Raw genomic sequence first — 22825 nt, 5'->3', positions numbered from 1 at the left:
CTTAAATTGCGCAGTTGCGCATTGTTTGTGGCGGATGCCCAAACGCATGCCGAAACGCAGTCGAGAAATTTTCTGGTGTTGAATAACCCGCGATATGCGCCGCTTGGGCAACTGTGAACCCGTCTTCGGATAGGGCGCGGCGTGCCTGTACAAGTCGTTCACGTCTCATAAAGTCACTTAACGTGATGCCGGTACCCGTCTTAAAATGCCGTTGAAGCGAACGCCTGTTCATGCCCAAATCTTTTTCAATCCGATCCAGTGTCAAATCCTGACTTAGATTGCGTAACAAATACAGACGTATGCGTTCTGCAATCGGATGCGCGTCGCTGGGGGACTGGGCAGGTTCATTGATGCAGTCGGTCAAGGCCCGACGGATCAATTCTAGCGCACGAGAAATCCGAAACAGTTCCTTTTGCGTCGCGTTGTCCTGTGGCGGGGGGAGCAGGATTTGCGTTGCGAGCCGGGTCAATTCGGTATCAATGGACCAAATGTGATAGGTAAACGTGGTGCTGCCCTTACATAGGCTAGCTGCAACAGTATCTCCGCTGGCGGTGAGTTGGTGTAGCCATTCGCTTGGGGTTGCCAGTGCAATCTTCCTATAGGGCGCGCCATATGAAATGTCGTAGTGCAACTTTGCGGTGCGTCGCAGATGCATCATCATCGCGACAGGGTGCTCTCTCGCGTCGAGTTCGATCTGGTGATCGTCGATTGAAAATCGCTGATAGCCTTTTAACAGCACCATTATTTGAAACTTTGGATCGACTGTATCAACAGGCGGTCGTCGTCCGGGTGTTACGACCTCGTCCAGAACGCCGATGCGTAAGTTGCCGGGAAACAGTTGAACTGCCATATTGTGTCGCCCTTAGGGTGCGTGATTATCCGTTGTGTCGCGCGATCAAAGGTATGAGTCGCCCGCGCAGGGGGCTGGCACGTGGACGCGCTGGCGTGGTGACTTTAGTAAACCTGATAGAAAAACTCAAGTAAATCGGGCGTGCCCTTGCGTCCGGGTAAGTATGTATTGGGACACGATAATGACATTGCGAACAAACAGACATTCAAACGCGCGCCATCTGATCTTGGCTGGGCTTATGGCAAGCACAGCACTGGTCGGTCCAGGGTATGCACAAGATGCGATCAACATCGGCACTGTCGTTCTAGAAACAGAGGATGGTACGGCAATTGGCTATGTCGCAACTGAATCATCTGCGGGTACAAAGACTGATACGCCGCTGTCTGAAACGCCTATCACTGTAAATGTCGTGACCGCTGAACAGATCGAAGCACAGGGCGCTAATTCCGTGGCCGAAGCCGTACGTTACGTTTCGAACGTACAGGGCGAATACCGCGGCACGTCGAATTTTCACGACGAAGTAATGATCCGTGGCTTCACATCTTATTCAGGAAAATCGTTAGACGGCATGTCGTTTGGCGGATCGTCTAATGGTCAGCTCGATACATACCTGCTTGACAGTGTTGAGGTCGTCAAAGGCCCGAACTCGCTGACTTATGGTCAGGTCTCGCCCGGTGGTCAGATTAATCAGGTGCTGAAAACACCAACTGATAATCAAACGAACCGCGCTGAAATTGCGGTGGGTAGTGAAGACTATCGTCGCTTTAGCGCTGACCTACAGGGTGATCTGAACGACAGCGGTTCTGTGCACTATCGTCTGCTAAGTTCCATTTGGGATAAAACAATTGAAAGCGGGCTGGGTCAAAGCCGTGTGCTTGTTGCGCCATCTGTAACGGCAAACCTGTCTGACCAGACCGAAGTCACTGTTTATGGCATTTACCAAGCTGACCCCGAAGCAGGTTATCGTAACCACCAAACGCAGGGCGGTACCCTAGAGGAAACGTCTGCGGGCTATCTATACCCAGATGGTTTTGCGTCTTACGCTCCAGATTATGACGAAGCAGACAGGACGACGACTTCGTTTGGGTATGGGGTTGAACACGATTTTGGCAACGGTCTGACGCTAAATCAAAAGGCACGCTACAACACGATCGATCTGGATCACAAAGGTGTTTCGGGCGATGCAGTCACTGCTGATGGCTTGGGTGTTGACTTGTTCGCCTTCCATTCTGTGGATCACAGTGAGCAGCTGACAACCGATTCATATTTGTCCACATCGTTCGCGACAGGAACGATTTCACACGAGGTTGTCGGTGGCGTTGATACCCAATGGATCGAAACACGAACCGACTATGCGCGCGCATTCGGTATCGGCACATATTACTTTGCCGACGGATCAACCACAGATCTAAGCACGATCACAGTGAACCCTGTATATGACGAAACCACAACTGTTACCCAAGTTGGCGCTTATGTGCAGGACCAAATGAAGGTTGGTAATTTTAGCGCGGATGTTGGTTTGCGCCACGATTGGGCCGAAACAGACACTGGTGCGACGGATGGATCGTATTCATCCAACTTCACAGAGGAAGCCACAACAGGGCGCGCTGCGTTATCTTACAAGTTTGCGAATGGTTTAATGTCATATGTCAGCTATTCTAATTCATTTACTCCGGTCACGCGCAGCAGCGGTACAGGTACCCCGTTTGATGCTGAAACGGCTGAGCAGTGGGAAATTGGTGCTAAATGGGCGACGCTTGATGGCGCGTTGCAAGTGTCGGGTTCAGTCTTTGATATCACCCAAGAAGGCGTGATGGAGTGGGTGTCCGGTGTAGGTTGGTCACAGGTTGGTAAAGTTCAAAGCCATGGTGTCGAACTTGAAGCGCAAGGTCAGGTGAATGACCGTCTGGCTGTCGTTGCATCATTCGCGCATCTTGATCCTGTTTACAAAGAAGGCGGAAATACCGGTAACCAGCAACAGCGTGTTCCTTTGGAATCTGCCGCTGTGTGGTTGGACTATGATGTGACCGAAGCCATTGGCGTATCTGTCGGTGGGCGTTTCATTGGCAAAAGCTGGGGCAATGCAACAAACACCGTCGAGGTGCCATCAACAACGCTTTACGACATCGGTATGACCGCTGATTTAGGTGCTCTTAACAGTGGCCTAGATGGAATTGGTGCACGCGTAGCAGTCACTAACGTTGCGGATACGCGCTATACCGCGTCCTGCACCAATGGGTATTGCTGGCAAGGCGAAGGCCGCGCTGTTGTCGCGACCGTCGGATACGAGTGGTAAATTATGGCCCTGAAATACTTTCAGGCTGCTCTACCGGTGCTCTTCTTGAGCGCCGGTATCGGCATGTGTGAAGATCTCGGTAGTGATCTTTCTCAAGAAACGACGTGGATCGCGCCAGGGGAAACTGCATCGTTTGAAATGGATGCAACGCCGGGTACCTATGTTCGGGGGCGCTTGCATTCTTTGGGGCATCCCTTCGACCTTTCTTTGACCGACAAGACGGGCATGCATGTTCGGCGGCTGCTCGACGACAACACGGGCGCTGGGCAGTTTCATGTTGTGATCGGTGAACAAGGGCAGCAATTTCGTGCTTTGAATGATGGTGATGTGGGTGCTGAAGTGACGCTTGAGATCGAACGTATTGTCCCACCAGATGAACAAATTGGCAACGCCAAATCTTATCTCAGCCCAATAATTGCAGCACTTTCTGATGGCGGTGATACAGCCGAATTCTGGGCTGCACGTGCTGTTCAAGGCACACCGATGGTTGAACCGTCCACACGTGACGGGCAAATCATCACGACATTCCTATGGCGAGGTGCCGAAAAAAACGTACGGCTTTGGGGAGGTCCGGCGGCTGACCACATGTGGATGGATCGCCTCGGTGACACCGACGTTTGGTACATCTCTTTTGAAATGCCCGACAGTGGTCGCCTTTCCTATGGCTTTTCGCCTGATGTTCCGCAGTTTGACGGTAGCATGCGTGAAAACCGCGTGGCGTTGCTGGCCACCTTGCAGGCGGATCCGCTGAACAAGACGCCAATCTATTCGGAGGCACCAGATCAATGGGCGCAGCGTTCGCTCTTCGAAGCCCCGAACGCGCCCGTTCAGCCGGGGATGGATGGCCAAGGGGATTTTGCAGAGGGAACCATTGAACCCGGGCTGTTACGCTCTGATGCTTTCTCAGATCGGAGGGTTGATTATTACCGCCCCGCTGATTTCGACGCAAACGACCCTAACACAGTGCTTTTGGTGATGTTCGACGGTCCAGCCTATCAGACAGAACGCGCACCTATCCCCCAAATCTTAGACCGTTTGATCGCCGATAGTCGGCTGCCACAAGTTGCTGTCGCGTTCATTGATCCGGTAGACGGTGATCAACGTGGTGTGGATCTGACATGTAATCCTGAGTTTTTGGATGTGCTTGCGAATGATTGGTTGCCGCAGGTCGAGAGCACTTTGAAAATTGCACCAACGGCTGCGCAAAGGGTTGTGTCTGGGTCTTCGTATGGTGGTTTAGCGTCTGCGTGCCTTGTGCATCGTCATCCTGAGACCTTTGGCAACGCGGTCGTTCTATCGGGCAGCTTTTGGTGGGCGCCACAAGGATACGAAGGCCAGGGAACACCCTATGTCTCAGCGCTTTGGATGGATAATGCGCCTAAGGATGTTCGGATTTGGATGTCTGCTGGGATTTATGAAATCAGCCGTTTGCCGGGCAGCGTGTCGATCTTTGAAACGACCCGGCACCTGCGCGATGTGCTGACGTTACAGGGGATCAAGGACGTGACTTACCGCGAATTCGTGGGCGGTCACGATTACCTCGTTTGGCGCGGTGCGTTGGCCGAAGGCTTGCTGCATCTATTTGGTGATTAGGGCGCCGGAAAAACTTTCCCATCGAACAGTTTGCGCGCGGTCCTTAATGTGCCCGCGCACTGAACCTGACCGTGTGTGTCGCGTTCAATCAATACGTCGGCAGCTCCAGTCGGATGTTCGATCGCGAATGTGTTGTCGGTTGGTAAAACCGCGACGCTCGCGGCAGGCGATCCGGGCAATGTGCAGGCCGTCGCCACGCTAACCGCCGCAAAGACCCCAATCGTTGCGTGGCATCGATGCGGGATAAAGCTACGGGTTGTGATGGTGCCGTTCTTTGGCGGTGCGACTAACGTCATTTTCGGAACTGATTTTTGCGCGACATCACCAAGGCTCATCAGTGGCCCGCACTGTAGGCGAATTGCCTCTAGCCGCGCTTTCAGCGTAGTATCAGCATCAAGCACTTCACGAGGTTCATAGCCCGTTAGCCCAAAATCGGTGGCACGCATAATTACGCAAGGCATGCCGTTATCGATTAGCGTACATTCGATCCCATCTATTACATCTACAGCATTGCCAGAGGGCAACAGCGCCCCACACATCGACCCTGCGACATTGTCGAACATCAGCGGAATTGGCGCATGGGTGCCGGGAACGCCATCAATATGCGCGTCACCAGCATAGGTCACGATACCATCCGGGCTTTGCACCCTGGCAGTCGCGATTTCGCCGGTGTTTAGCATATGAATGCGGACAGAGGTTTCATCCATATTGGCAGGAACCAAGCCCCGCTCAATAGCGGCAGGGCCAACCCCGGCAAGGATATTTCCGCAGGCTTGTGCGTCTGTTACGACGGCCTGATCAACGAATACTTGTAGAAACAGATAATCTACATCGGCGTCAGGGCGTGACGCTGGCGATAGGATTGCCACCTTGGACGTTAGTGGATCTGCCCCACCGATCCCGTCGATTTGTAGCGGATCAGGTGACCCCATGATCCGTAGCAACAATGCGTCACGGTCGGCCGTGTCGGTGGACAAATCGGACGCAAGAAAATATGCGCCCTTTGACGTCCCGCCGCGCATCCAAAGACATGGAATGCCTTCAGACATACTTCAGACCCTTCTCCGCCAGCCGTGGCCGCATGTCGTAGATATCTAATCCCAGTTCACCGGCTGCTAGGCGAACGCGTTTGGCCTCTTCCGCATCAAGCCGTTTTTGCGCGTTGACCAAGACTGTCTCGGCTTCGGCCTGTTTAACGACGACAACGCCATCATCATCCGCGACGATGACATCACCTGCGTCAATCGCTTGTCCTGCGCAAACGATTGGCACGTTCACAGAACCAAGCGTTTCTTTGACGGTGCCCTGCGCGCTGATCGCTTTGGACCAGACCGGGAAATTCATTTGGGTAAGGTCGCGAATGTCGCGGATGCCCGCATCAATGATCAACCCACGACAGCCGCGTGCCATCGCCGAGGTCGCTAACAAGTCACCAAAGTACCCGTTATCGCAGGGCGACGTAGGTGATAGAACAAGGATATCGCCTTCTTGCAACTGCTCGATCGCGACATGAAGCATCCAGTTATCACCGGGCGCTGCGCTGATCGTGACGGCAGACCCAGCGATCTGTGCACCGCGATATATCGGGTTCATATAGGAGGCTAGGCATCCTTTGCGACCCTGTGCCTCGTGAACAGTTGCGACACCTGCTTCACCTAGTTTCTTGATGGTTTCAGGGTCAGCGCGTTTCACGTTTTGAACAACTACAGACATGGGGTTTCCTTATTTCTTAACCGGCGGCGTGCCGTGGGTGTGGAAGCTTTCGATGGTCTTCAAGCCCCAAGCCTGACCTTTCATGCGGTCTGCTTGTGTCCATTTTATTGGCTTCCAATCGGGTGCCATGATCAGGCGTGCGCCCGCATTCGCCAATTCCACGCGGTTCCCCGCAGGTTCCCAGACGTACAGAAAGAACGTCCCTTGAATGGCGTGTTTATGCGGGCCAGTTTCGATATGGACACCGTTTTGCAAAAAGATGTCAGCGGCACGCAGGATGTCTTCGCGTTGGTCCGTGGCATAGGTCACGTGGTGCAGTCGCGCGTTGCCGCCGCCTTGTTCTTCGGTGCAGGCCAGATCGTAGGTCTTGTTATTCACGGTGAACCAGCAGCCGCCAATGCGCCCGTTGTCTAACTCAATGTATTCTGTGACACGTGATCCAAGGCAGGTCTCCATGAACCGCTTGAATTCAGTCACATCACTGGAAAGCAGGTTCAAGTGGTCGACCCGGCGCGGCGCGGCACCTTCGAACGCAGAGGCCGTATTTTTCAGTGCGGCAACGTCATCGCCTTTGGCTTCGAACCAAACAGTATCGTAGTAAATTTCGAATACATGGCCAAAGGGGTCTTCGAAACGGAAGGCCCGCCCGTGGCTAAGATCGCCATCGTTCCAGCCGTGGACCTTATATCCGCTTTCCTCAATCACTTTGACGCGACGCTCTAACGCTTCGGGTGATGCAGCACGGTAACCAATGTGGCCGACCCCAGTGGTGTCCGCCTTGGTCAGTTTGAGCGTTGCGAATTCATAGTCATCCCACGCCCGAAGATATGCCGATGTTTCGTCCTGCCCTGAGAGTTTGAGGCCATAAACGCGAGTAAAGAAATCAAGGCTTTCTTCGAATTTGTCGGTCAGCATTTCGACGTGGCCCAAGTGGGCCAAATCGAATGATTGATTTGTCATGTCTGTCATACGTGTCGACCTTACAGCTCGTCTACGGTGCGTGGAAAAATTGATTGGAACCCTTCGGCGTATTGGCAATCGCGTCCGCCAGATTGGCCGCCAGAGTTACGCTTAAAGTGGTTCGCACGCTGCTGGGCGACGCGGGTGTAATAGTCCCACAGGTGGACCTGACCTTGATTACATTCCATCGCTTTGCGTTTCTTGTCCCAGACCGGCGTGATGTCGAGGAACGTATCTGGCTTCCAACCCATCTGTTCGGTCTGATGCGGTTCAAACAGGTATAGCTGTGGCGCACCAAGAACCTTTTCACCGGGGTTGTGGCCCCACGCTTGCGCGATCATTCGGCATTCAAGCGCGACCTGCGTCATATACATGTGGTCGGTGTTGTAGGGGTCGTATTGGCTGTGGCTTATCATGAATGACGGCTGCACCTTTCGGATAAGGTCGACGAGTTTGAACTTGTCGTCCTTATCAAGCTCGAGCGGATAATCCCCCAAGTCAAAGCATTCCAAGTGGTGCGCACCAAGCGCGTCAGCGGCGGCTTCGGCCTCTGCACGACGGATGTCTTTGACTTCTTGGAGTGATTTGCCTTCTTTCCACAGACGCGCGCTTTCACCGCGTTCGCCGAATGAAAGGCAGGCAACGGTGACTTCGTAGCCAAGGTCAGCGTGCAGCGCGATTGCGCCGCCGCAACGCCAGACAAAGTCAGCGGCATGGGCCGAGATAACGAGGGCGGTCTTCTTTTGGGTGGTCATGGAATTGCTCCGAAAAATCGTGTTTGTCCGACTGTCACATGGCAATCCCCGGCAAAACAATTTTGAAGGCCGTCTATCAGGATAAGAATTTGCTATAGTGTATGGTCATGGTGGCCCTCGGATGGCAGGCTTGTTTGGGTGGATACGCATAGTGTTTCGGTATCGCAGGGGAGTAATTTAGTGAAAAGTAGCACGATACTTGAATTAGGTTCTGTAACGCATCCTGCGCCAGATTACGGTTTGGGCCACAAGCTATGATTTCGCGAAATCTCCGTCACTTTCGGGTGTTTCTTGCCGTTGCCACTTCGCGTTCGCCAACTATAGCAGCGGCGCGGTGTAATGTGTCGCAACCCGCCGTGACCCAATCGTTGGCTAAGCTCGAACGAGAGGCGGGTGGCGAACTTTTTGACCGTACACGTCACGGATTCTTTTTGACCGAGCGCGGCGCATTATTCGAATTGCGCTTGCGCCGCGCGATGCAGCGATTGGATGCAGCATTAGCAGAGGTGTCACCGCGTTTAATCGTGACGGCTACCGTTGCGCAGTTGCAGGCGCTCATTGCGGTTGTTGATGCACAAAACTTTACCTTAGCTGCACGTAATCTGGGGTTGGCACAGCCCACAGTGCACCGTGCTATCACGCAGATCGAGCAAGAGGCCGCCCGCCCATTATTCGAGCGCACGACATTCGGTCTGGTCGCCACACGTCCGTGCCGTGATTTGGCAAAGGCTGCGCAGTTGGCGTTTTCTGAGTTTGATCAAACCGAAGCAGATCTAGGTGAATTTGACGGACGCGAAGTTGGAACAATTGTTGTGGGGTCACTGCCGTTGTCGCGGTCTGTCGTGCTGCCGCAGGCATTGGCCCAGTTTCGTGCGCTGCGGTCGATGCAGCCGGTGACCGTATTGGATGGGACTTATGATGATCTATTGGGCGGGGTTCGTTCTGGCGAAATAGATTTTATGATCGGCGCTTTGCGTGATCCTTTGCCAATTAGTGATGTCGAGCAAGAGCAGCTGTTTTCAGATAAGATGGCGATTTTGGCGCGGCCTGCGCACCCATTGGCAAACAATGCAGATATTGGGCTGGATGTTCTTGCAAAACAGCAGTGGGCGGTGCCGCGTCAGGGTACGCCAAGTCGAACCCAATTTGATGACTTGTTTGCATTGGCTCATATTGATGCGCCCGGCAGCATTCTTGAGTGTGGCTCCATTCTTTTGATGCGTGAAATTTTGCAACGTAGCGATATGTTGGGCTGTATTTCTGAAAAGCAGGCAGAAGCTGAAACTTTACGTGGTTTGCTGATCGCGTTGGCTGTCGACACAAATTGGAAAGGTCGCCCAATTGGCCTGACTTATCGGATCGGGTGGGTCCCGACCAAAGCCCAAGCGTTGCTATTGGAACTTGTGCGCCGCGCCGCCGCAGTTTCGGACAGGCTATAGCGGATACTTATGCTGTTCCTCTGGCTTTGAATTCGCGTTGGTACTGGATGCGCTGACATAAGATGCGCATGCGTGCGAGCTGAACCTCGTACATCGTGAATTTTCGGGAGGAAGAAACATGCGCCTAACTACACCTATTGCCACTGCCGTTGTCGCTTTGTGGGCGACGAACGCAGTTGCCGAAGAACTAAGCTTTGCCAATTTTATGCCACCAGGTCACCCATATGTGTCAGGTGCGTTTCAGCCGTTCGCTGACTTGGTTGGCGAAAAGACTGGCGGCGACGTGACCGTGCGCCTTTATTCTGGCGGTGAACTTGGGCCGGGTCCGGTCGAACAATACAACCGTGCTGTTGACGGTGTCGCCGATTTTGCGATCGGTTTGCCCGGTTACACCGCGTCGAACTTTCCTCTGACGCTAACCGCTGAATTGCCCGGTGTGATCAACACCGAAACGGGTACCGCAGATCTGTGGGAAAACATTGATCTATTCAAAGACGAATACCGCCGCGTGCAGCTGGTTTCGCTTTGGTCCAGCGCGCCAAACGTCCTGTACACGCGTGATGTTGCTGTTCATAGCCCTGCGGACGTTGCAGGGATGAATATTCGGGTGCCGTCACGAAACGCGGGCCTTCAGGTCGAAGCATGGGGTGGTAACCCAGTATCCATGCCCGTGACCGAGATTTACAATGCGATGCAAACCGGCGTGATTGACGGTGCGATGATCGACACAACCGCCACCCGCGCTTTCCGTTTGGGTGAAGTCGCCAATTATCTGACCCTTGGGTTCGAGGCGACGAATTCGCCGTTCTTCATCGTGATGAACCGTGATGCATTCCGTGGTCTGTCTGACGATGCCCAAGCCGCCGTGGTTGAGGCTGGCAAAGAGGCATCCGTGCTGGCGAACACCACCCAGCTAACCGTCGCCGAAGGCGGGATCGTCGCATTCGAAGAAATGGGCGGCGAAGTCGTTCGCCTAAGCGATGACGAAGCCGCAGCGTTCAACGTATTGTCTGCACCGATTGTGGATCAGGTTGTGGCCGATACCGGCGACGCTGCACAAGCGGTCGTCGACGCACTGACAGCGGAATAAACCGTGTCGCGTTTCAGTAAATCAACTTGGGCGGCGTGGTCCGCCTGGGTTCCCGGATTGCTGGCCATCGGGGCCGGCATCTGCCTTATTGCCATGGTGATTGTCGTCAGCACTGGCGTGATCTTGCGGTACGTTTTTGGCGCGCCGCTGCTTGGGGTGAACGAAATCGTCCAACTGGTCGCTGTTGCGTTGGTCATGATGGCGCTTCCTTATGCGACCTACACCGGCTCGCATGTCCGGGTGGACCTTTTTGATAAACCGCTCGGCCGTTGGGGCCGCTTGTTTGGTGATCTTATGTCCCGAACACTGTCGATTATCGCGCTGTATGTGCTGTGCGGTCAGGCGTGGAAAAAGGCGGCCGAGGCTATCGAATTTGGTGATGTGACCAACATGCTCGAACTGCCGCTGTGGCCCGTTTACGGGGCGATCTGTGCGGGTATGGCGCTGTGCGCGATTGTGTTTGCAGCGCAAATGATTGCGCTGATTTTCGGATGGAAGACGATAGATGACTGACCTAGCTATTGGGATCTTTGGGATCGGCGCACTGTTTGGGCTGATGATCCTGCGGACACCTGTTGCCTTTGCCATGTTTTTGACTGGCTTTTTCGGGGTTTGGTATCTTGACGGATTACGCCGCGCGACCGCGATTATGTTCACCGAAACCTATTCGTCGATCAGCAGTTACAACCTGATTGTCGTTCCGATGTTTGTCCTGCTTGGCAACATCGCGTCAGAGGCTGGATTTAGCCGCGCCCTTTATGATGCCGCCCATGCTTGGGTCGGGAGATTTCGGGGCGGATTGGCATCTGCGTCTGTTATCGGGTGTGCCGCGTTTTCGGCTGTGTCGGGATCGTCAGTCGCGACTGCGGTGACCATCGGCCGTGTTGCCCTGCCCGAGATGAAGCGGCTTGGATACGGTCCGGGCCTATCGACGGGCGCCATTGCTGCGGGCGGTACATTGGGTTTCCTGATCCCCCCTTCGACAGGCTTTGTTATCTACGCGATCCTGACTGAGGAATCGATTGGACGCTTGTTTATGGCAGGTATACTGCCCGGTTTGCTCATGAGCAGTCTGTTCATCATGGCGATTTGGATTGTCACGTTGCGCAACCCAAATGCTGGCCCACGCGGCGAAGCCAAGCCACTCGCGGAACGTCTTCGTTTGTTTGGCCGCGCTGCACCTTTGATTGGGGTCATCATGATCTCAATCGGTGGCATTTACTTGGGTGTTTTCACCCCGGTCGAAGCATCCGGCGTCGGCGCAGGGCTAGTGATCTTGATTGCGTTGCTTACCGGAAGCCTATCATGCACAGGTTTTGTCAGCGCGATTGGTGACACCGTCAAAACATCGGCAATGCTGTACATGATCGTTGTTGGGGCGAACGTGCTGAACCCGTTCTTGGTTATCACGGATATCCCGCTTGCGCTTAGCAATATGCTGACCTCCTTTGGACTTGGGCCGTATGGAACGCTGGTGCTGATCTTACTAAGCTATGTTGTTTTGGGTATGTTTTTGGATGGGTTGGCGATGCTGGTTGTAACCATTCCGATCTACTATCCGATTATTCTTGGCCTTGGCTTTGATCCAATTTGGTTTGGCGTGATTGCGGTGATCGTGATCGAAATGGGTATGATTACACCACCTGTGGGGTTGAACGTCTTTGTCGTGCGTAGCGTCGCCGAAGACATCCCGCTGCATACGATCTTTAAGGGCGTTACCCCGTTTCTGATCGCTATGATTGTGACTTTGGTCCTGATCATCCTGTTCCCGCAAATCGCGCTCGCGATCCCAAACTCTATGTTTGGGTAGCTGGGTTAATAGGTCTCACGTCACAAGACTATTCAGCGTCATCAAAGCATGATTTACAAATGACCGTGGCCATTCGTTTGGCCCGGTCGTTGAATGCAAGGATGAATCGTGATGACCCAGAATTTTGCACAACCTGACACGATCCGCGCTGATTTTTCAGCGGCGATGTCTGCGATGTACCGGACAGAGGTCCCAGCCTATGGCGACCTGCTAGAGATTGTTCAGGACACAAATGCCGCGACCCTGAATGGGCCATCGGCGGCAGGGTTGAATCTCACACCTGACGAAGACACCACACGCATTTCCGAAGAACGGCACGGTGCGATCCGTCTGGGCACAGCGGATGAACTGGCAATGATGGCACGCGTTTTCGCGGTCATGGGGATGTACCCCGTGGGCTATTACGACCTGTCGGCGGCTGCGGTGCCTGTGCATTCGACTGCCTTTCGCCCAACGACCCGCGCCGCACTGGCGGCCAATCCGTTCCGGGTGTTTACTTCGCTGTTGCGCCTAGAACTGATCACAGATGATACGCTGCGCGCGCAAGCCGCGGCCATTTTGGCAAAGCGGCAAATTTTCACCGCTGGCGCCGTCGCCCTGACCGAAAAAGCAGAGGCCCAAGGCGGGCTGTCATCCGAAGACGCGACAAAATTCGTGGCTGAGGTGTTGGAAACATTTCGTTGGCATGCTGACGCTTGCGTCGATATCGACACGTTCAATCAACTGAACTCCGCCCACCGCCTCATCGCGGATGTGGTTTCGTTTAAGGGGCCGCATATCAATCACCTTACACCCCGCACGTTGGATATTGATGCCGCCCAGGTCGGCATGGTCGAACGCGGCCTGCCTGCCAAAGCCGTCGTTGAAGGCCCGCCACGCCGTGACTGCCCCATCTTGCTGCGGCAGACATCGTTCAAGGCACTAGAGGAGCCTGTGAAATTTCCATCAGCGGATGGTACAGCGACCGTTGGTAGCCACACCGCCCGTTTCGGAGAGATCGAGCAACGCGGCGTCGCCCTGACACCTAAGGGTCGCGATCTTTATGATCGGACGCTTGCAGCAGTTCGCGCCGAAATACTGCCTGCAGGCGATGGATCGAACGCTGCCGCATATATGGCCGCGTTGTCAGATGCGTTCAAAGTTTTCCCAGACGATTGGCGTGGCATGTATGATCAGGGCTTGGCCCATTTCAAATTCTCAATCGACCACATTCCTGACACCACGCGCGATCTGGATACAGTCGCGCTGCTAGATGAAGGTGTGCTAACCCTAAGCCCGATCATCTACGAAGATTTCCTGCCAGTCAGCGCAGCAGGCATATTCCAATCAAACCTTGGCGATGATGCAGGGCAGGATAGCCACAGCGCATCTAGCAAAGCCGAATTCGAAAAGGCACTGGGCACTTCCGTGGCCGATGAATTCGCGCTTTATCAACAGATCGAGGACGCTTCGCTGTCGGCCTGCCTCGACCAAATTCGCAAGGCAGGCCAATCGGCTTAGGTCACTTTTCGTAGGTCGTTGCCTGCATCGTAATTTGCGCGGTGCAGGCGATGTCTGTGGCCGAAAAACCGACCGCGATATCAAATTCGCCTGCCTCAACCCGCCAAAGCGCGGCATCGACATCGAAATACGCAAAATCGCGACCATTCAGATCAAGATCGACCTGTTGGCTTTCGCCCGGCGCTAACGAAACCTTCGCAAAGGTTTTTAGCTCTTTGACGGGCCGCAAGATGCTCGACGCCTTATCGCCAACGTAAACCTGCACGACAGTAGCGCCGCTTCGGTCGCCTGTGTTGGTCAGTGTGACAGTCACGTGCGCGCCGCCACCCACAGCTTTGACAATGCAATCAGACAGGGCGAATTCGGTATACCCTAACCCATGGCCAAACGGGAACAGTGGTGCGATCCCATGTTTGTCATAGTGCCGGTAGCCGATGAACACGCCTTCCTCGTAACGGACTTTGCCGTCTAGGCCGGGATAGATCTCGGGGTCTTGTGACCATGTCGGGTTGTCTTGCCAGCGCACAGGGAAAGTCTGCGGTAGGCGACCGCCCGGTTCAACATCGCCGAACAATACGTCAGTGATCGCATTGCCTGTTTCTTGACCGGGGTACCATGCTTGCAAAACGGCCTTGGCTTGATCCACCCAAGGCATTTCAACCGGGCCACCCGTTTGCAACACAATGACCGCATTCGGGTTTGCGGCCAGAACGGCAGCGACCAGTTCGTCTTGGGCACCGGGCAAAGTGATGTGTTCTAGGTCGGAACCTTCGGTGTCCCATTCCCCAGACCTCCCGACGAATACAATCGCTGTGTCGGCTTCTTTGGCGGCATTGGCTGCTAGTGCGATCGCGTCGTCTGGCAGCGGTCGCCCAACGCCAGCGCGGAAGGCCGACAGATCAAGCATCTCGCCTTTGCGCGCGACGAATTCCACGGTGACCGCATAGGATTGTCCTGCAATCAGGTCAGCCTCTTCCACGATCTCGTCGCAGCCTTCCTCAAAGAAGGTACGACCGCGTGTCCAACCATCGGCCGCGTTTACAACAAGCTTGCCATCAACGAATAGCTTACTGCGGCCAGTCGCGTGAAGCCCGAACCGGTGCTGACCTGATGCATCGGGCGTGTAAGTCCAGCTAATCCGGGCCGAGAAACCTGTGGGGTCAACCTTGCCTTCACCAATGGGCGGCATCCAGAAGGTCTGTGTCTGGCCTAACGTTTGCGTCGCGACCGGGTCACCGGAAAGATCGCCATTATCAAAGAAATCAACGCTGACATCGCCAATGAACAAGGGTTCCCACCGATGGTTATGACATCCCGGTGCGTGGATGATGTTGTCGGCGCCAAATCGTTCGGTCAGCGCCTCGAGCGGCGAAACACGATAATGGGCGTTGATGAACGACGATCCGCCACCCATGATCTGCGCCTCGGCCGCGTTTGGTCCGATGACTGCAATCTTGCCGGGCTTTGCCGTCAGCGGCAGGATTTTTTCGTTCTTTAACAAAACCGTACCTTCAGCCCCTGCGCGCCGGATAAGCGCGCGGGTTTCTGGTAGGTCCTCTGACTTTTCTGCGTAAGGAGTTTTATCGGTAAGCGCCCCGGTGCGTTCCATCAGGCGCAACATATTCAGCGCGCGGGTGCGGATCATTTCGGGTGTAACAGCGCCTTCTTTTACGGCTGTAACCAGCTTGTCGCCTCGGTCACGGGGTGGTCCGGGCATTTCCAGATCAAGCCCTGCATTTACGGTTTCGGCGGTTGTGTGGGACCCAAACCAATCGGACATGACAATGCCGTCATAATCCCAGTCGCCACGTAGAACGTCGGTCAGCAGCCAAGTGTTCTCGGATGTATAGTCGGCGTTCAATCGGTTGTATGAAGACATCATCGCCCAGGCGTTGCCGTCTTTTACCGCCGCCTCAAACGGGCGAAGATAGACTTCGCGCAAGGTGCGTTCGTCGACCTCTGAATTCATCGTCGTACGCTGAATTTCGGATTCATTCCCGGCAAAGTGTTTCGGCGTCGCTGCAATCCCGTTGTCCTGAAGCCCATGAATATATGAAACAGTGAGCGATGCCGTGAGTTCAGGATCTTCGGCAAAGCATTCAAAGTTGCGACCATTGGTGACGGACCGATGGATGTTGATTGTTGGGGCAAGCAGCACATGCGCACATTTTGATTTGGTTTCCTTGGCTAGCGCTGCGCCGACTTCATACGCGAGTTCGGGGTTCCATGTAGCACCAAGTGCGATACCCACTGGGAACGCCGCCGCTGTGACGCCGCCGAACCAATCACCGCCACCACGCGCGCCATTTGGGCCGTCAGTCACGCGAAGTTTGCTAAGGCCAAGCCGTTCTATCGCCGGAATCGACCAAAGGTCTTCGCCTGACAGCAGTGAAACCTGCTCTTCCAGCGTCATTTGATCCACTAGGGTTTCGATATTCACGGTCATATTGCGGGCTCCTCCAAGCGTTTGGAAATTGATAGCGGAAGAATTAAAGGAAAGACAATTGCTACAAAGGCTTGGCTGATTTCATTAGCCTTGATTGACGTGATCGCGCCATTCGCTGGCGTAAGCCTGCAAATCGGCCACATTGCGGGAGCATGTGACCTTCGGCGGCGATTGATAGGTCGCATCGTCCAACAATAGCAACGCGCTGCCCGCGCTGGTTCCCGTTGATGCAGCTGACGCGCATACGCCGTCCGGTCGGATCGCTGCCAGCATGTCTAGGTAATCAGCGTTCCGCGCAAAGGGGCCTTCGATGATGGTTGGGCCAGTCGCGCCAATCAGGTTCAGGCAGGTGTCCGTCATGAGGGCCAGATAATACGATAGGGCTAGCATCCGTGTGCCGTCGGTTTTCGGCTCTGCTGTCCAGCTGTGCATTCGGTCTGGGTAGGGGCCTGACCCTTGGACGACCGATGGTAGAAGCATCACGCCGTCAGCGATTAAGCGCATACGGTCTTGGGCGTTGGGGTCGGCGGTTGAGGTGCCTCGGATCTCTTCGAATGAACGTCCCCCCATGAATCGCGCCGATGGAACTGCTGCGCCTAATGCGTTGACGTTGATCAGCGTGTCGCGCGCCGGGTCTAGCGTGCCCTGAGCGCCACCCACGGCCATGGCAATTACCCATGTTCCGGTTGAAACAACGCTGAACGCCCCGTCCTGACCGATCACATGAGGATAAAGTGATGCATTGCTGTCGTGGATGCCAAAGGCGACGGGGATATCCGATGAAAGCCCAGTCTGCGTCGCAATATCATCGGCCAATTGCCCAGCAATAGACCCTGATTTTTGTGCTGCTGGCAGTTTTCCCGAGATCCCAAGCGTATCGATGAGCGACGAAAAATCGCCTGCATATGGGTTCCACAGATCAGTATGGCAGCCAAGCGATGTGACTTCGGTTGCCATGACATCCGTAAGCCGCCATGCCCAGTATTGAGGGTAGGTCAGGATATGCGCCGTGCGGTCGCAGAGCGTTGGGTCAACCGCAAATTGCCAATCCAACTGCGCCCCAACGTTAAGCCCCATAGGAAGACGTGGCGAACCCGTTTGCGAAAATTCGGGGCGGATTGCGTCGTATTCAGCTGCCCTGTCATCGGGCCCGGTATGTTCATAGTCCAACATCGGCGCGGCAAGTGCACCGTCTTTGTCCAACAGAACGACAGCGGCCCCATGTGTGGTGATAGAAATACCGGTAATCGCGTGTGTCTGACCAAATTCAGTAAGGGCATCCAGAAAGAATGCCCAATGTCCTTCAAGGTCGAAATGTGGCCAAGGTGGTCCCGGCAAGACGGTATTGGGACGGGTTCGAACCGCAACTTCGTCGAGCGTATTGGCATCCACTAACGCCAGTTTTGCGTTTGTTTTGCCGACATCAATGACAGCAATAAATTGATGGTCGGTCATGGCATGTAAAACATTGGCTCTAGCGGCATCGCGATGGGTTCGTTTGATGGGTGGGTTTCCATGATGTCCGCCATATGCGCCCACCATTTTTGCATAACAGGGTGGTCAGGCAGGTTGTCCATGGCATGATCGTTTGTACGCATCAGGATTCCAAACAAGGCGTTGGTGTCTTCGTCTAACCAGATCGAATAATCACTGATCCCTGCTTCAGTCAGCAGCGCGGATAGCTCTGGCCAGATGTCATCGTGCCGTTGTTTGTATTCTGCGGTCTTGCCGGGAAGTAAGGTCATGCGAAAGGCGTAGCGTTCCATCAGCGTTTCCTTTGTGCGGCGATCAGCCCGATCAAACGGGGTAGGGCAATAACCCCGATTAGCAGTCCACCGATAAAGATCGACATGACGATGCCGGGAACGTTCAACAGGCCAAGGCCAAATGTAACCATGCCCATGACAAGGGCCGCGATCACGACGCCGACAATTGTACCTGACCCGCCTAAGATCGAAATGCCACCTAGAACGACCATCGTGACGACCTCTAATTCCCAGCCCAATGCGATGGACGGGCGCGTCGACCCCAGCCGGGACGTGAGGCAAACAGCTGCAAGGCCGGACATTAAGCCTGTGAGCAGGAACAAGATCATCTTGGTTCTTTGAACCTTCACCCCGGAAAACAACGCTGCAGTGGGATTATTCCCGATGACATAAAGCTTTCGCCCAAAGTTGGTCAGATGCAGCAAGACCCCAAAGGCGATTGCAAGCACGATGAGAATTACGATCTCCCATGTGATGACGCCAAAGGCATAGCCCCGCCCGAAGACGCTAAAGTCGCTGGGGTAGCCGTTGAATGCTTGGTCGCCCAAGACAATATACGCAATACCGCGAAACAGGCTCATGGTTCCGATGGTGACGACGATAGATGGCAAACCCATCTTGGTAATCAGCACCCCGTTGAACGCGCCGCATAACACACCCACGCTCAGACCGATCAGAACCAGCATTGGCGTGCCTGCCCCAAGCTGCAGCGCATAGCCCATCGCAGTGGATGACAGCGCAATAATCCCGGCAACGCTTAGGTCGATTTCACCGGTGATGATCAGCAGCGCCATTGCAAAAGCGATCATGGCTTTTTCGGTAAAGTTAAAGCTCGCGTCGCTTAGGTTCCAAGGGTCCAGAAAATATGGGCTGGCTTGGGTGTTGGCGAAAAAGATAATGATCGCGACGCCTAGCAATAGGACTTCCCATGATCGGATTAGCCGATAACCACGGCTGTGCAGTCGGTTCGGGATCGTACGCTGGGCTGTGTCGGAAATGCTCATGATGTGGCCTCGGCAGATTTGAGGATAACACGGCCCTTGGTTCGTTCAGACTGGGCGTTAAATGCGACAGCGATGATGATCGCTGCACCTGAAATGGCAAGCTGCCAGAATGGCGAAATGCCAGCGACCGGAAGTGCGTTCTTGATCACGCCAAGAAATAGCGCGCCCAAAACTGCACCACCAACGGAACCGATCCCACCGGCGATGGAAATGCCTCCAATGACGCAGGCGGCAACCACGTCCAACTCAAACCCGCCAGCGACGTCCGTATAGGCCACGGCATAACGCGACACCCAAAGATACCCGCAAAGCCCGGCAAGCCCACCGGATAGCACAAAGCTGTTGAACCGTGTCCGACCAACGTTAATGCCAGTGTAAACCGCTGCATGTGGATTTCCACCAACGGCATAGAACGCGCGGCCCATCGGGGTGCGCATGATCAACGGAACGAACAGCGTGATAACCAAAATCGCGATCCATCCCAGCACGGGTAGGCCAAGGATCACATGACGCGGCAGCGCCTTAAAGCCATCGCTCATTTCATGTGCGTTGATCCATGCGCCATCTGAGATCAGGAAGATCACACCGCGATAGATTGTCATCGTACCCAGGGTGACCACGATTGAAGGCAGGTCCAAAAGCCAGACCAACACGCCGTTGAATGCCCCCATAAGCATCCCTAGTGCGATAGCAATCAGGATCAAAACCGTTACAGGCATCCCCGGCATTGCGGCGTTGATTGTCGCAACGACCATCCCTGTTAGGGCAAGGTTTGACGCGACCGATAGATCAATGCATTTGGTCAAGATGACCGTCATTTGGCCCAAGGCAAGGATCATCAAGATCGAGGTGTCGTTAAAGATGCTTGCCAGATTGCCCGGCGCAGCAAACCCAGAAAACCGCGTTTCAACCAAGGCGATCAGCGCGATTATTGCGCCTAGCAGGATCGTTTCCCGTGATTTTAGACGTTTCAGCATTAGGCGCTCTCCTCGTAACCTGCGGCGGCGCGCACTAGCTTTTCTGGGGTTAGACCTTTGCGGTCGCATTCATCGACGATCCGGCCTTCGCGCATCACAATTACGCGGTCGGACATGCCTAAGATTTCCGGGATCTCAGAGCTAACCATGATCACCGACAGCCCTTCGTTTGCTAGTTCGGCCATGAATTCATGCACGGCAGCTTTGGAACCTACGTCGATGCCTTTGGTGGGTTCGTCTAGGATGATCACCTTAGGCAATGTGGCGAGCCATTTGGCGATGACCACTTTTTGTTGGTTCCCCCCAGATAGATTGCCGACGTTCTGGTCAAGCGCAGCCGCACGAAGATCAAGCCGTTCAGTGTATTTGCGCGCAAGGCTGAATTCTTCGGCCATTTTCAGAAAACCATTGCCCGAAATCCGCCCCAACGATGGAAGTGTCACGTTTTGGAAGATAGGCAAGTCAATGATTGCGCCTTGCTTGCCGCGGTCCTCGGGGACGTAAACGATGCCTTGTTCTATTGCTTCGTTCGGGCTTCGGATGATGGCGATTTTGCCGTCGATCTTAATCGCGCCCTTCGATGGCTTTGTGACGCCAAACAGCGCCTGCATGAATTCGGAACGACCAGCACCAACCAGCCCGTAAAATCCTAAAATCTCGCCTCGGCGCAGGCCGAAATTGATGTCGGCGAATTCGGTTGGATGGGAATATCCCACTACCCGCAGGATTTCGTCACCTATATTTGTGCTGCGGGTTGGAAAGACTTGCCCAACGGGGCGGCCGACCATCATTTCGACCAGCTTGTTTTCGGTGATGTCGGCGATCATGCCCGCACCCACCATTTCGCCATCGCGGAACACGGTATAGCGGTCGGCGATGCGGAAGATTTCATCAAATTTGTGGCTGATGAATAGGATCGCTTTGCCTTCGGATTTCAGGCGATCAACCAGTTCGTACAGCTCTTCGATCTCTGCCCTGGACAGGGCGGCGGTTGGTTCGTCCATCACCACGACGCGGGCCTGCACCGACAAGGCGCGTGCGATGGCGACAAGGTGTTTGTTCGCGATGCCCAATTCCCGCAGGGTGGCATCTGGGTCCAGATTTGCACCAATACGCGTCAGGATTTCGGTCGCTTGGGTGCGCATGGTGCCCCAATCAATTAGCCCCCAGCGGGTACGTGGAGCGTGACCTAGAAAGATGTTTTCAGCGACCGTAAGATCATCAAAAAGCACCGTTTCTTGGTGGATCGCTGTCACACCCGCGTCTGACGCGTCGGTGGCCGTTTGAAATTGAGTGGGTGTATCATCAATGACAATGTCACCAGCGTCTGGGCGGTAAATACCAGTTAGCACCTTTACGAGTGTCGATTTCCCTGCGCCGTTTTCACCAACGAGAGCGGTGACTTGGCCGGAATAAAGCGCCAGATCAACGCCACCCAGCGCGCGGACGCCGGGAAAAGTCTTGGTGATGCCACGCAGCGTAAGAACCGGCGCAAGATCAGCCGTGTCCCCGCGCGCCGCTATTGGCTGCTTGGTGTTGTCCAAAGTCATGATGTTCACTTGAGAATATGGATGCAGGCCCAGTCAAGCCGGACCTGCAAGTTAAATCAAAAGACGCTTTTGAATTCGTCGATGTTGCTGGCGTCGTATTTGAACGGCGTCGACATTGCTGCCTCGTTATTGTCATCCAATGTGGCAGTGCCCATCCGGCCCATGCCGATTTCTGCACCCGGTGCGGCTGTCGCGGCATCTGTCGCCAGATTGTAGGCCAGCATTGTAGTCGCATAGCCTAGATCAACTGGGTTCCAGATCGCGAAGGACTTTGACGCACCGCTTTCGATGGCACCGGCCATTTCCGACGGAAGACCAAGACCGGTCACGTTAACTTCGCCAATTTTGCCTGCGTCAGCCACGGCTTGTGCGGCTGCGACGATACCGACAGAGGTCGGCGCAATGATTGCATCCAAGTCAGGGTAGGTCTGAATAAGTCCCTGAGTCTCGCGGTAGGATTTGTCAGCCAGATCATCGCCGTAAACTGTCGCGACGACTTCGATGTTTGGATAGTCGCCCATGACGGCGTTCATTTCATCAATCCAGATGTTCTGGTTTGTCGATGTCGACGTTGCTGACAAAATGGCGACCTGACCGCCGTCTGGCATTTCATCTGCCGCCAGTTTGATGATGGTTTGACCAATCAGCGCGTTGGATGAAGGTGATAGGTGCATTTCGCGGCCTTCAGGTGCAACGCCTGAATCCCAAGAAATAACTGTGATCCCACGATCCATCGCCTTTTGTAGCGCGGGTACCAATGCGTCAGGGTCGTTTGCAGAAACGGCGATCGCGTCAACGCGCTGCGCAATCAGCGAATTGATGACTTCGATCTGACCTTCGGCAGTGGTGTCTGTTGGGCCGGTATAGATAATTTCTACCCCACCCAATTCACCGGCGGCTTCTTCTGCGCCGCGTGCTGCGGCCTCGAAGAAACCGTTGCCCAGTGATTTAACGACAAGCGCAATACGCACGTCGTCGGCCATAGCTGTGGTCGCAATGAATGATGTCGCAAGGCCAGCGGCCAATGCGATTTTCTTTGATAGGCTCATGTTGTTCCTCCCTAATGAGCAGTCGTG

At 54.5% G+C, this 22825-nt stretch carries 19 protein-coding genes; 7 read left to right on the top strand and 12 right to left on the bottom strand.

Annotated features, from left to right (window positions below; all coding sequences use genetic code 11):
* Position 1: 1 nt before the first annotated feature.
* A complete protein-coding gene (locus CLV80_RS09565; RefSeq protein WP_106357382.1) occupies positions 2–850 on the bottom strand; it encodes an AraC family transcriptional regulator in 849 nt (282 codons plus the stop codon).
* Between the two features lie 181 nt (positions 851–1031).
* Here CLV80_RS09565 and CLV80_RS09560 point away from each other — a divergent pair, with 181 nt between their 5' ends.
* Positions 1032–3146, top strand: a complete 2115-nt coding sequence (locus CLV80_RS09560) for a TonB-dependent siderophore receptor (protein ID WP_165793355.1) — start codon at positions 1032–1034, stop codon at positions 3144–3146.
* Positions 3147–3209: 63 nt separating this feature from the next.
* Positions 3210–4739, top strand: coding sequence for an esterase family protein (locus CLV80_RS09555; RefSeq protein WP_165793354.1), 1530 nt, complete (start codon positions 3210–3212; stop codon positions 4737–4739).
* Here CLV80_RS09555 and CLV80_RS09550 read toward each other — a convergent pair.
* The 4 genes from CLV80_RS09550 to CLV80_RS09535 are packed head-to-tail and all read right to left on the bottom strand — an operon-like array spanning position 4736 to position 8167.
* A complete protein-coding gene (locus tag CLV80_RS09550) occupies positions 4736–5788 on the bottom strand; it encodes a 4-oxalomesaconate tautomerase (RefSeq protein ID WP_106357375.1) in 1053 nt (350 codons plus the stop codon). The genes CLV80_RS09555 and CLV80_RS09550 overlap by 4 nt on opposite strands.
* Positions 5781–6452 (bottom strand): 4-carboxy-4-hydroxy-2-oxoadipate aldolase/oxaloacetate decarboxylase, encoded by a 672-nt coding sequence (locus tag CLV80_RS09545; protein ID WP_106357373.1) that lies wholly within the window; start codon positions 6450–6452, stop codon positions 5781–5783. The genes CLV80_RS09550 and CLV80_RS09545 overlap by 8 nt, the downstream gene beginning before the upstream one ends.
* 9 nt (positions 6453–6461) lie before the next feature.
* Complete coding sequence (locus CLV80_RS09540; RefSeq protein WP_207766552.1) at positions 6462–7421, bottom strand: VOC family protein; 960 nt, start codon at positions 7419–7421, stop codon at positions 6462–6464.
* Between the two features lie 11 nt (positions 7422–7432).
* Complete coding sequence (locus tag CLV80_RS09535) at positions 7433–8167, bottom strand: PIG-L deacetylase family protein (RefSeq protein ID WP_106357371.1); 735 nt, start codon at positions 8165–8167, stop codon at positions 7433–7435.
* Positions 8168–8421: 254 nt separating this feature from the next.
* Between CLV80_RS09535 and CLV80_RS09530 the strand changes: the two genes are divergently transcribed.
* The 5 genes from CLV80_RS09530 (at position 8422) to hglS (ending at position 14006) form a co-directional block, all read left to right on the top strand.
* Positions 8422–9606: a LysR family transcriptional regulator gene (locus tag CLV80_RS09530; RefSeq protein ID WP_106357369.1), complete on the top strand. Its 1185-nt coding sequence runs from the start codon at positions 8422–8424 to the stop codon at positions 9604–9606.
* 118 nt (positions 9607–9724) lie between these two features.
* Positions 9725–10696 carry a TRAP transporter substrate-binding protein gene (locus tag CLV80_RS09525; protein WP_106357367.1) on the top strand — a complete coding sequence of 324 codons (972 nt, stop codon included), beginning with the start codon at positions 9725–9727 and terminating at the stop codon, positions 10694–10696.
* A 3-nt stretch (positions 10697–10699) separates the two neighbouring features.
* Positions 10700–11209, top strand: coding sequence for a TRAP transporter small permease (locus tag CLV80_RS09520; protein WP_243394489.1), 510 nt, complete (start codon positions 10700–10702; stop codon positions 11207–11209).
* The gene (locus CLV80_RS09515; RefSeq protein ID WP_106357365.1) at positions 11202–12506 is read left to right on the top strand and encodes a TRAP transporter large permease; all 1305 of its coding nucleotides are present in this window, start codon (positions 11202–11204) and stop codon (positions 12504–12506) included. The genes CLV80_RS09520 and CLV80_RS09515 overlap by 8 nt, the downstream gene beginning before the upstream one ends.
* A gap of 111 nt (positions 12507–12617) precedes the next feature.
* On the top strand, positions 12618–14006 hold the full coding sequence (gene hglS / locus CLV80_RS09510) for a 2-oxoadipate dioxygenase/decarboxylase HglS (protein WP_106357363.1): 1389 nt from the start codon (positions 12618–12620) through the stop codon (positions 14004–14006).
* 1 nt (position 14007) lies between these two features.
* Here the strand turns inward: hglS and CLV80_RS09505 are convergent, their stop codons facing one another.
* The 7 genes from CLV80_RS09505 to rhaS form a co-directional block, all read right to left on the bottom strand.
* Positions 14008–16452, bottom strand: a complete 2445-nt coding sequence (locus tag CLV80_RS09505) for a beta-glucosidase (protein WP_106357361.1) — start codon at positions 16450–16452, stop codon at positions 14008–14010.
* Between the two features lie 84 nt (positions 16453–16536).
* A complete protein-coding gene (locus tag CLV80_RS09500) occupies positions 16537–17907 on the bottom strand; it encodes an FGGY-family carbohydrate kinase (RefSeq protein WP_106357359.1) in 1371 nt (456 codons plus the stop codon).
* On the bottom strand, positions 17904–18218 hold the full coding sequence (gene rhaM, locus CLV80_RS09495) for an L-rhamnose mutarotase (RefSeq protein ID WP_106357357.1): 315 nt from the start codon (positions 18216–18218) through the stop codon (positions 17904–17906). Before rhaM ends, CLV80_RS09500 begins: the two co-directional genes overlap by 4 nt.
* Positions 18218–19222, bottom strand: a complete 1005-nt coding sequence (locus tag CLV80_RS09490) for an ABC transporter permease (RefSeq protein WP_106357355.1) — start codon at positions 19220–19222, stop codon at positions 18218–18220. The genes rhaM and CLV80_RS09490 overlap by 1 nt, the downstream gene beginning before the upstream one ends.
* The gene (locus CLV80_RS09485) at positions 19219–20199 is read right to left on the bottom strand and encodes an ABC transporter permease (RefSeq protein WP_106357353.1); all 981 of its coding nucleotides are present in this window, start codon (positions 20197–20199) and stop codon (positions 19219–19221) included. Before CLV80_RS09485 ends, CLV80_RS09490 begins: the two co-directional genes overlap by 4 nt.
* A complete protein-coding gene (locus CLV80_RS09480; protein ID WP_106357350.1) occupies positions 20199–21749 on the bottom strand; it encodes a sugar ABC transporter ATP-binding protein in 1551 nt (516 codons plus the stop codon). Before CLV80_RS09480 ends, CLV80_RS09485 begins: the two co-directional genes overlap by 1 nt.
* Before the next feature lie 56 nt (positions 21750–21805).
* On the bottom strand, positions 21806–22798 hold the full coding sequence (gene rhaS, locus CLV80_RS09475; RefSeq protein WP_106357347.1) for a rhamnose ABC transporter substrate-binding protein: 993 nt from the start codon (positions 22796–22798) through the stop codon (positions 21806–21808).
* Positions 22799–22825: the final 27 nt, after the last annotated feature.

This window comes from Yoonia maritima (assembly GCF_003003285.1).
In the GTDB taxonomy this organism is placed as follows: domain Bacteria; phylum Pseudomonadota; class Alphaproteobacteria; order Rhodobacterales; family Rhodobacteraceae; genus Yoonia; species Yoonia maritima.
Note: the sequence above shows the minus strand (reverse complement) of the source record. Positions and strands in the feature narration are given on the sequence as shown.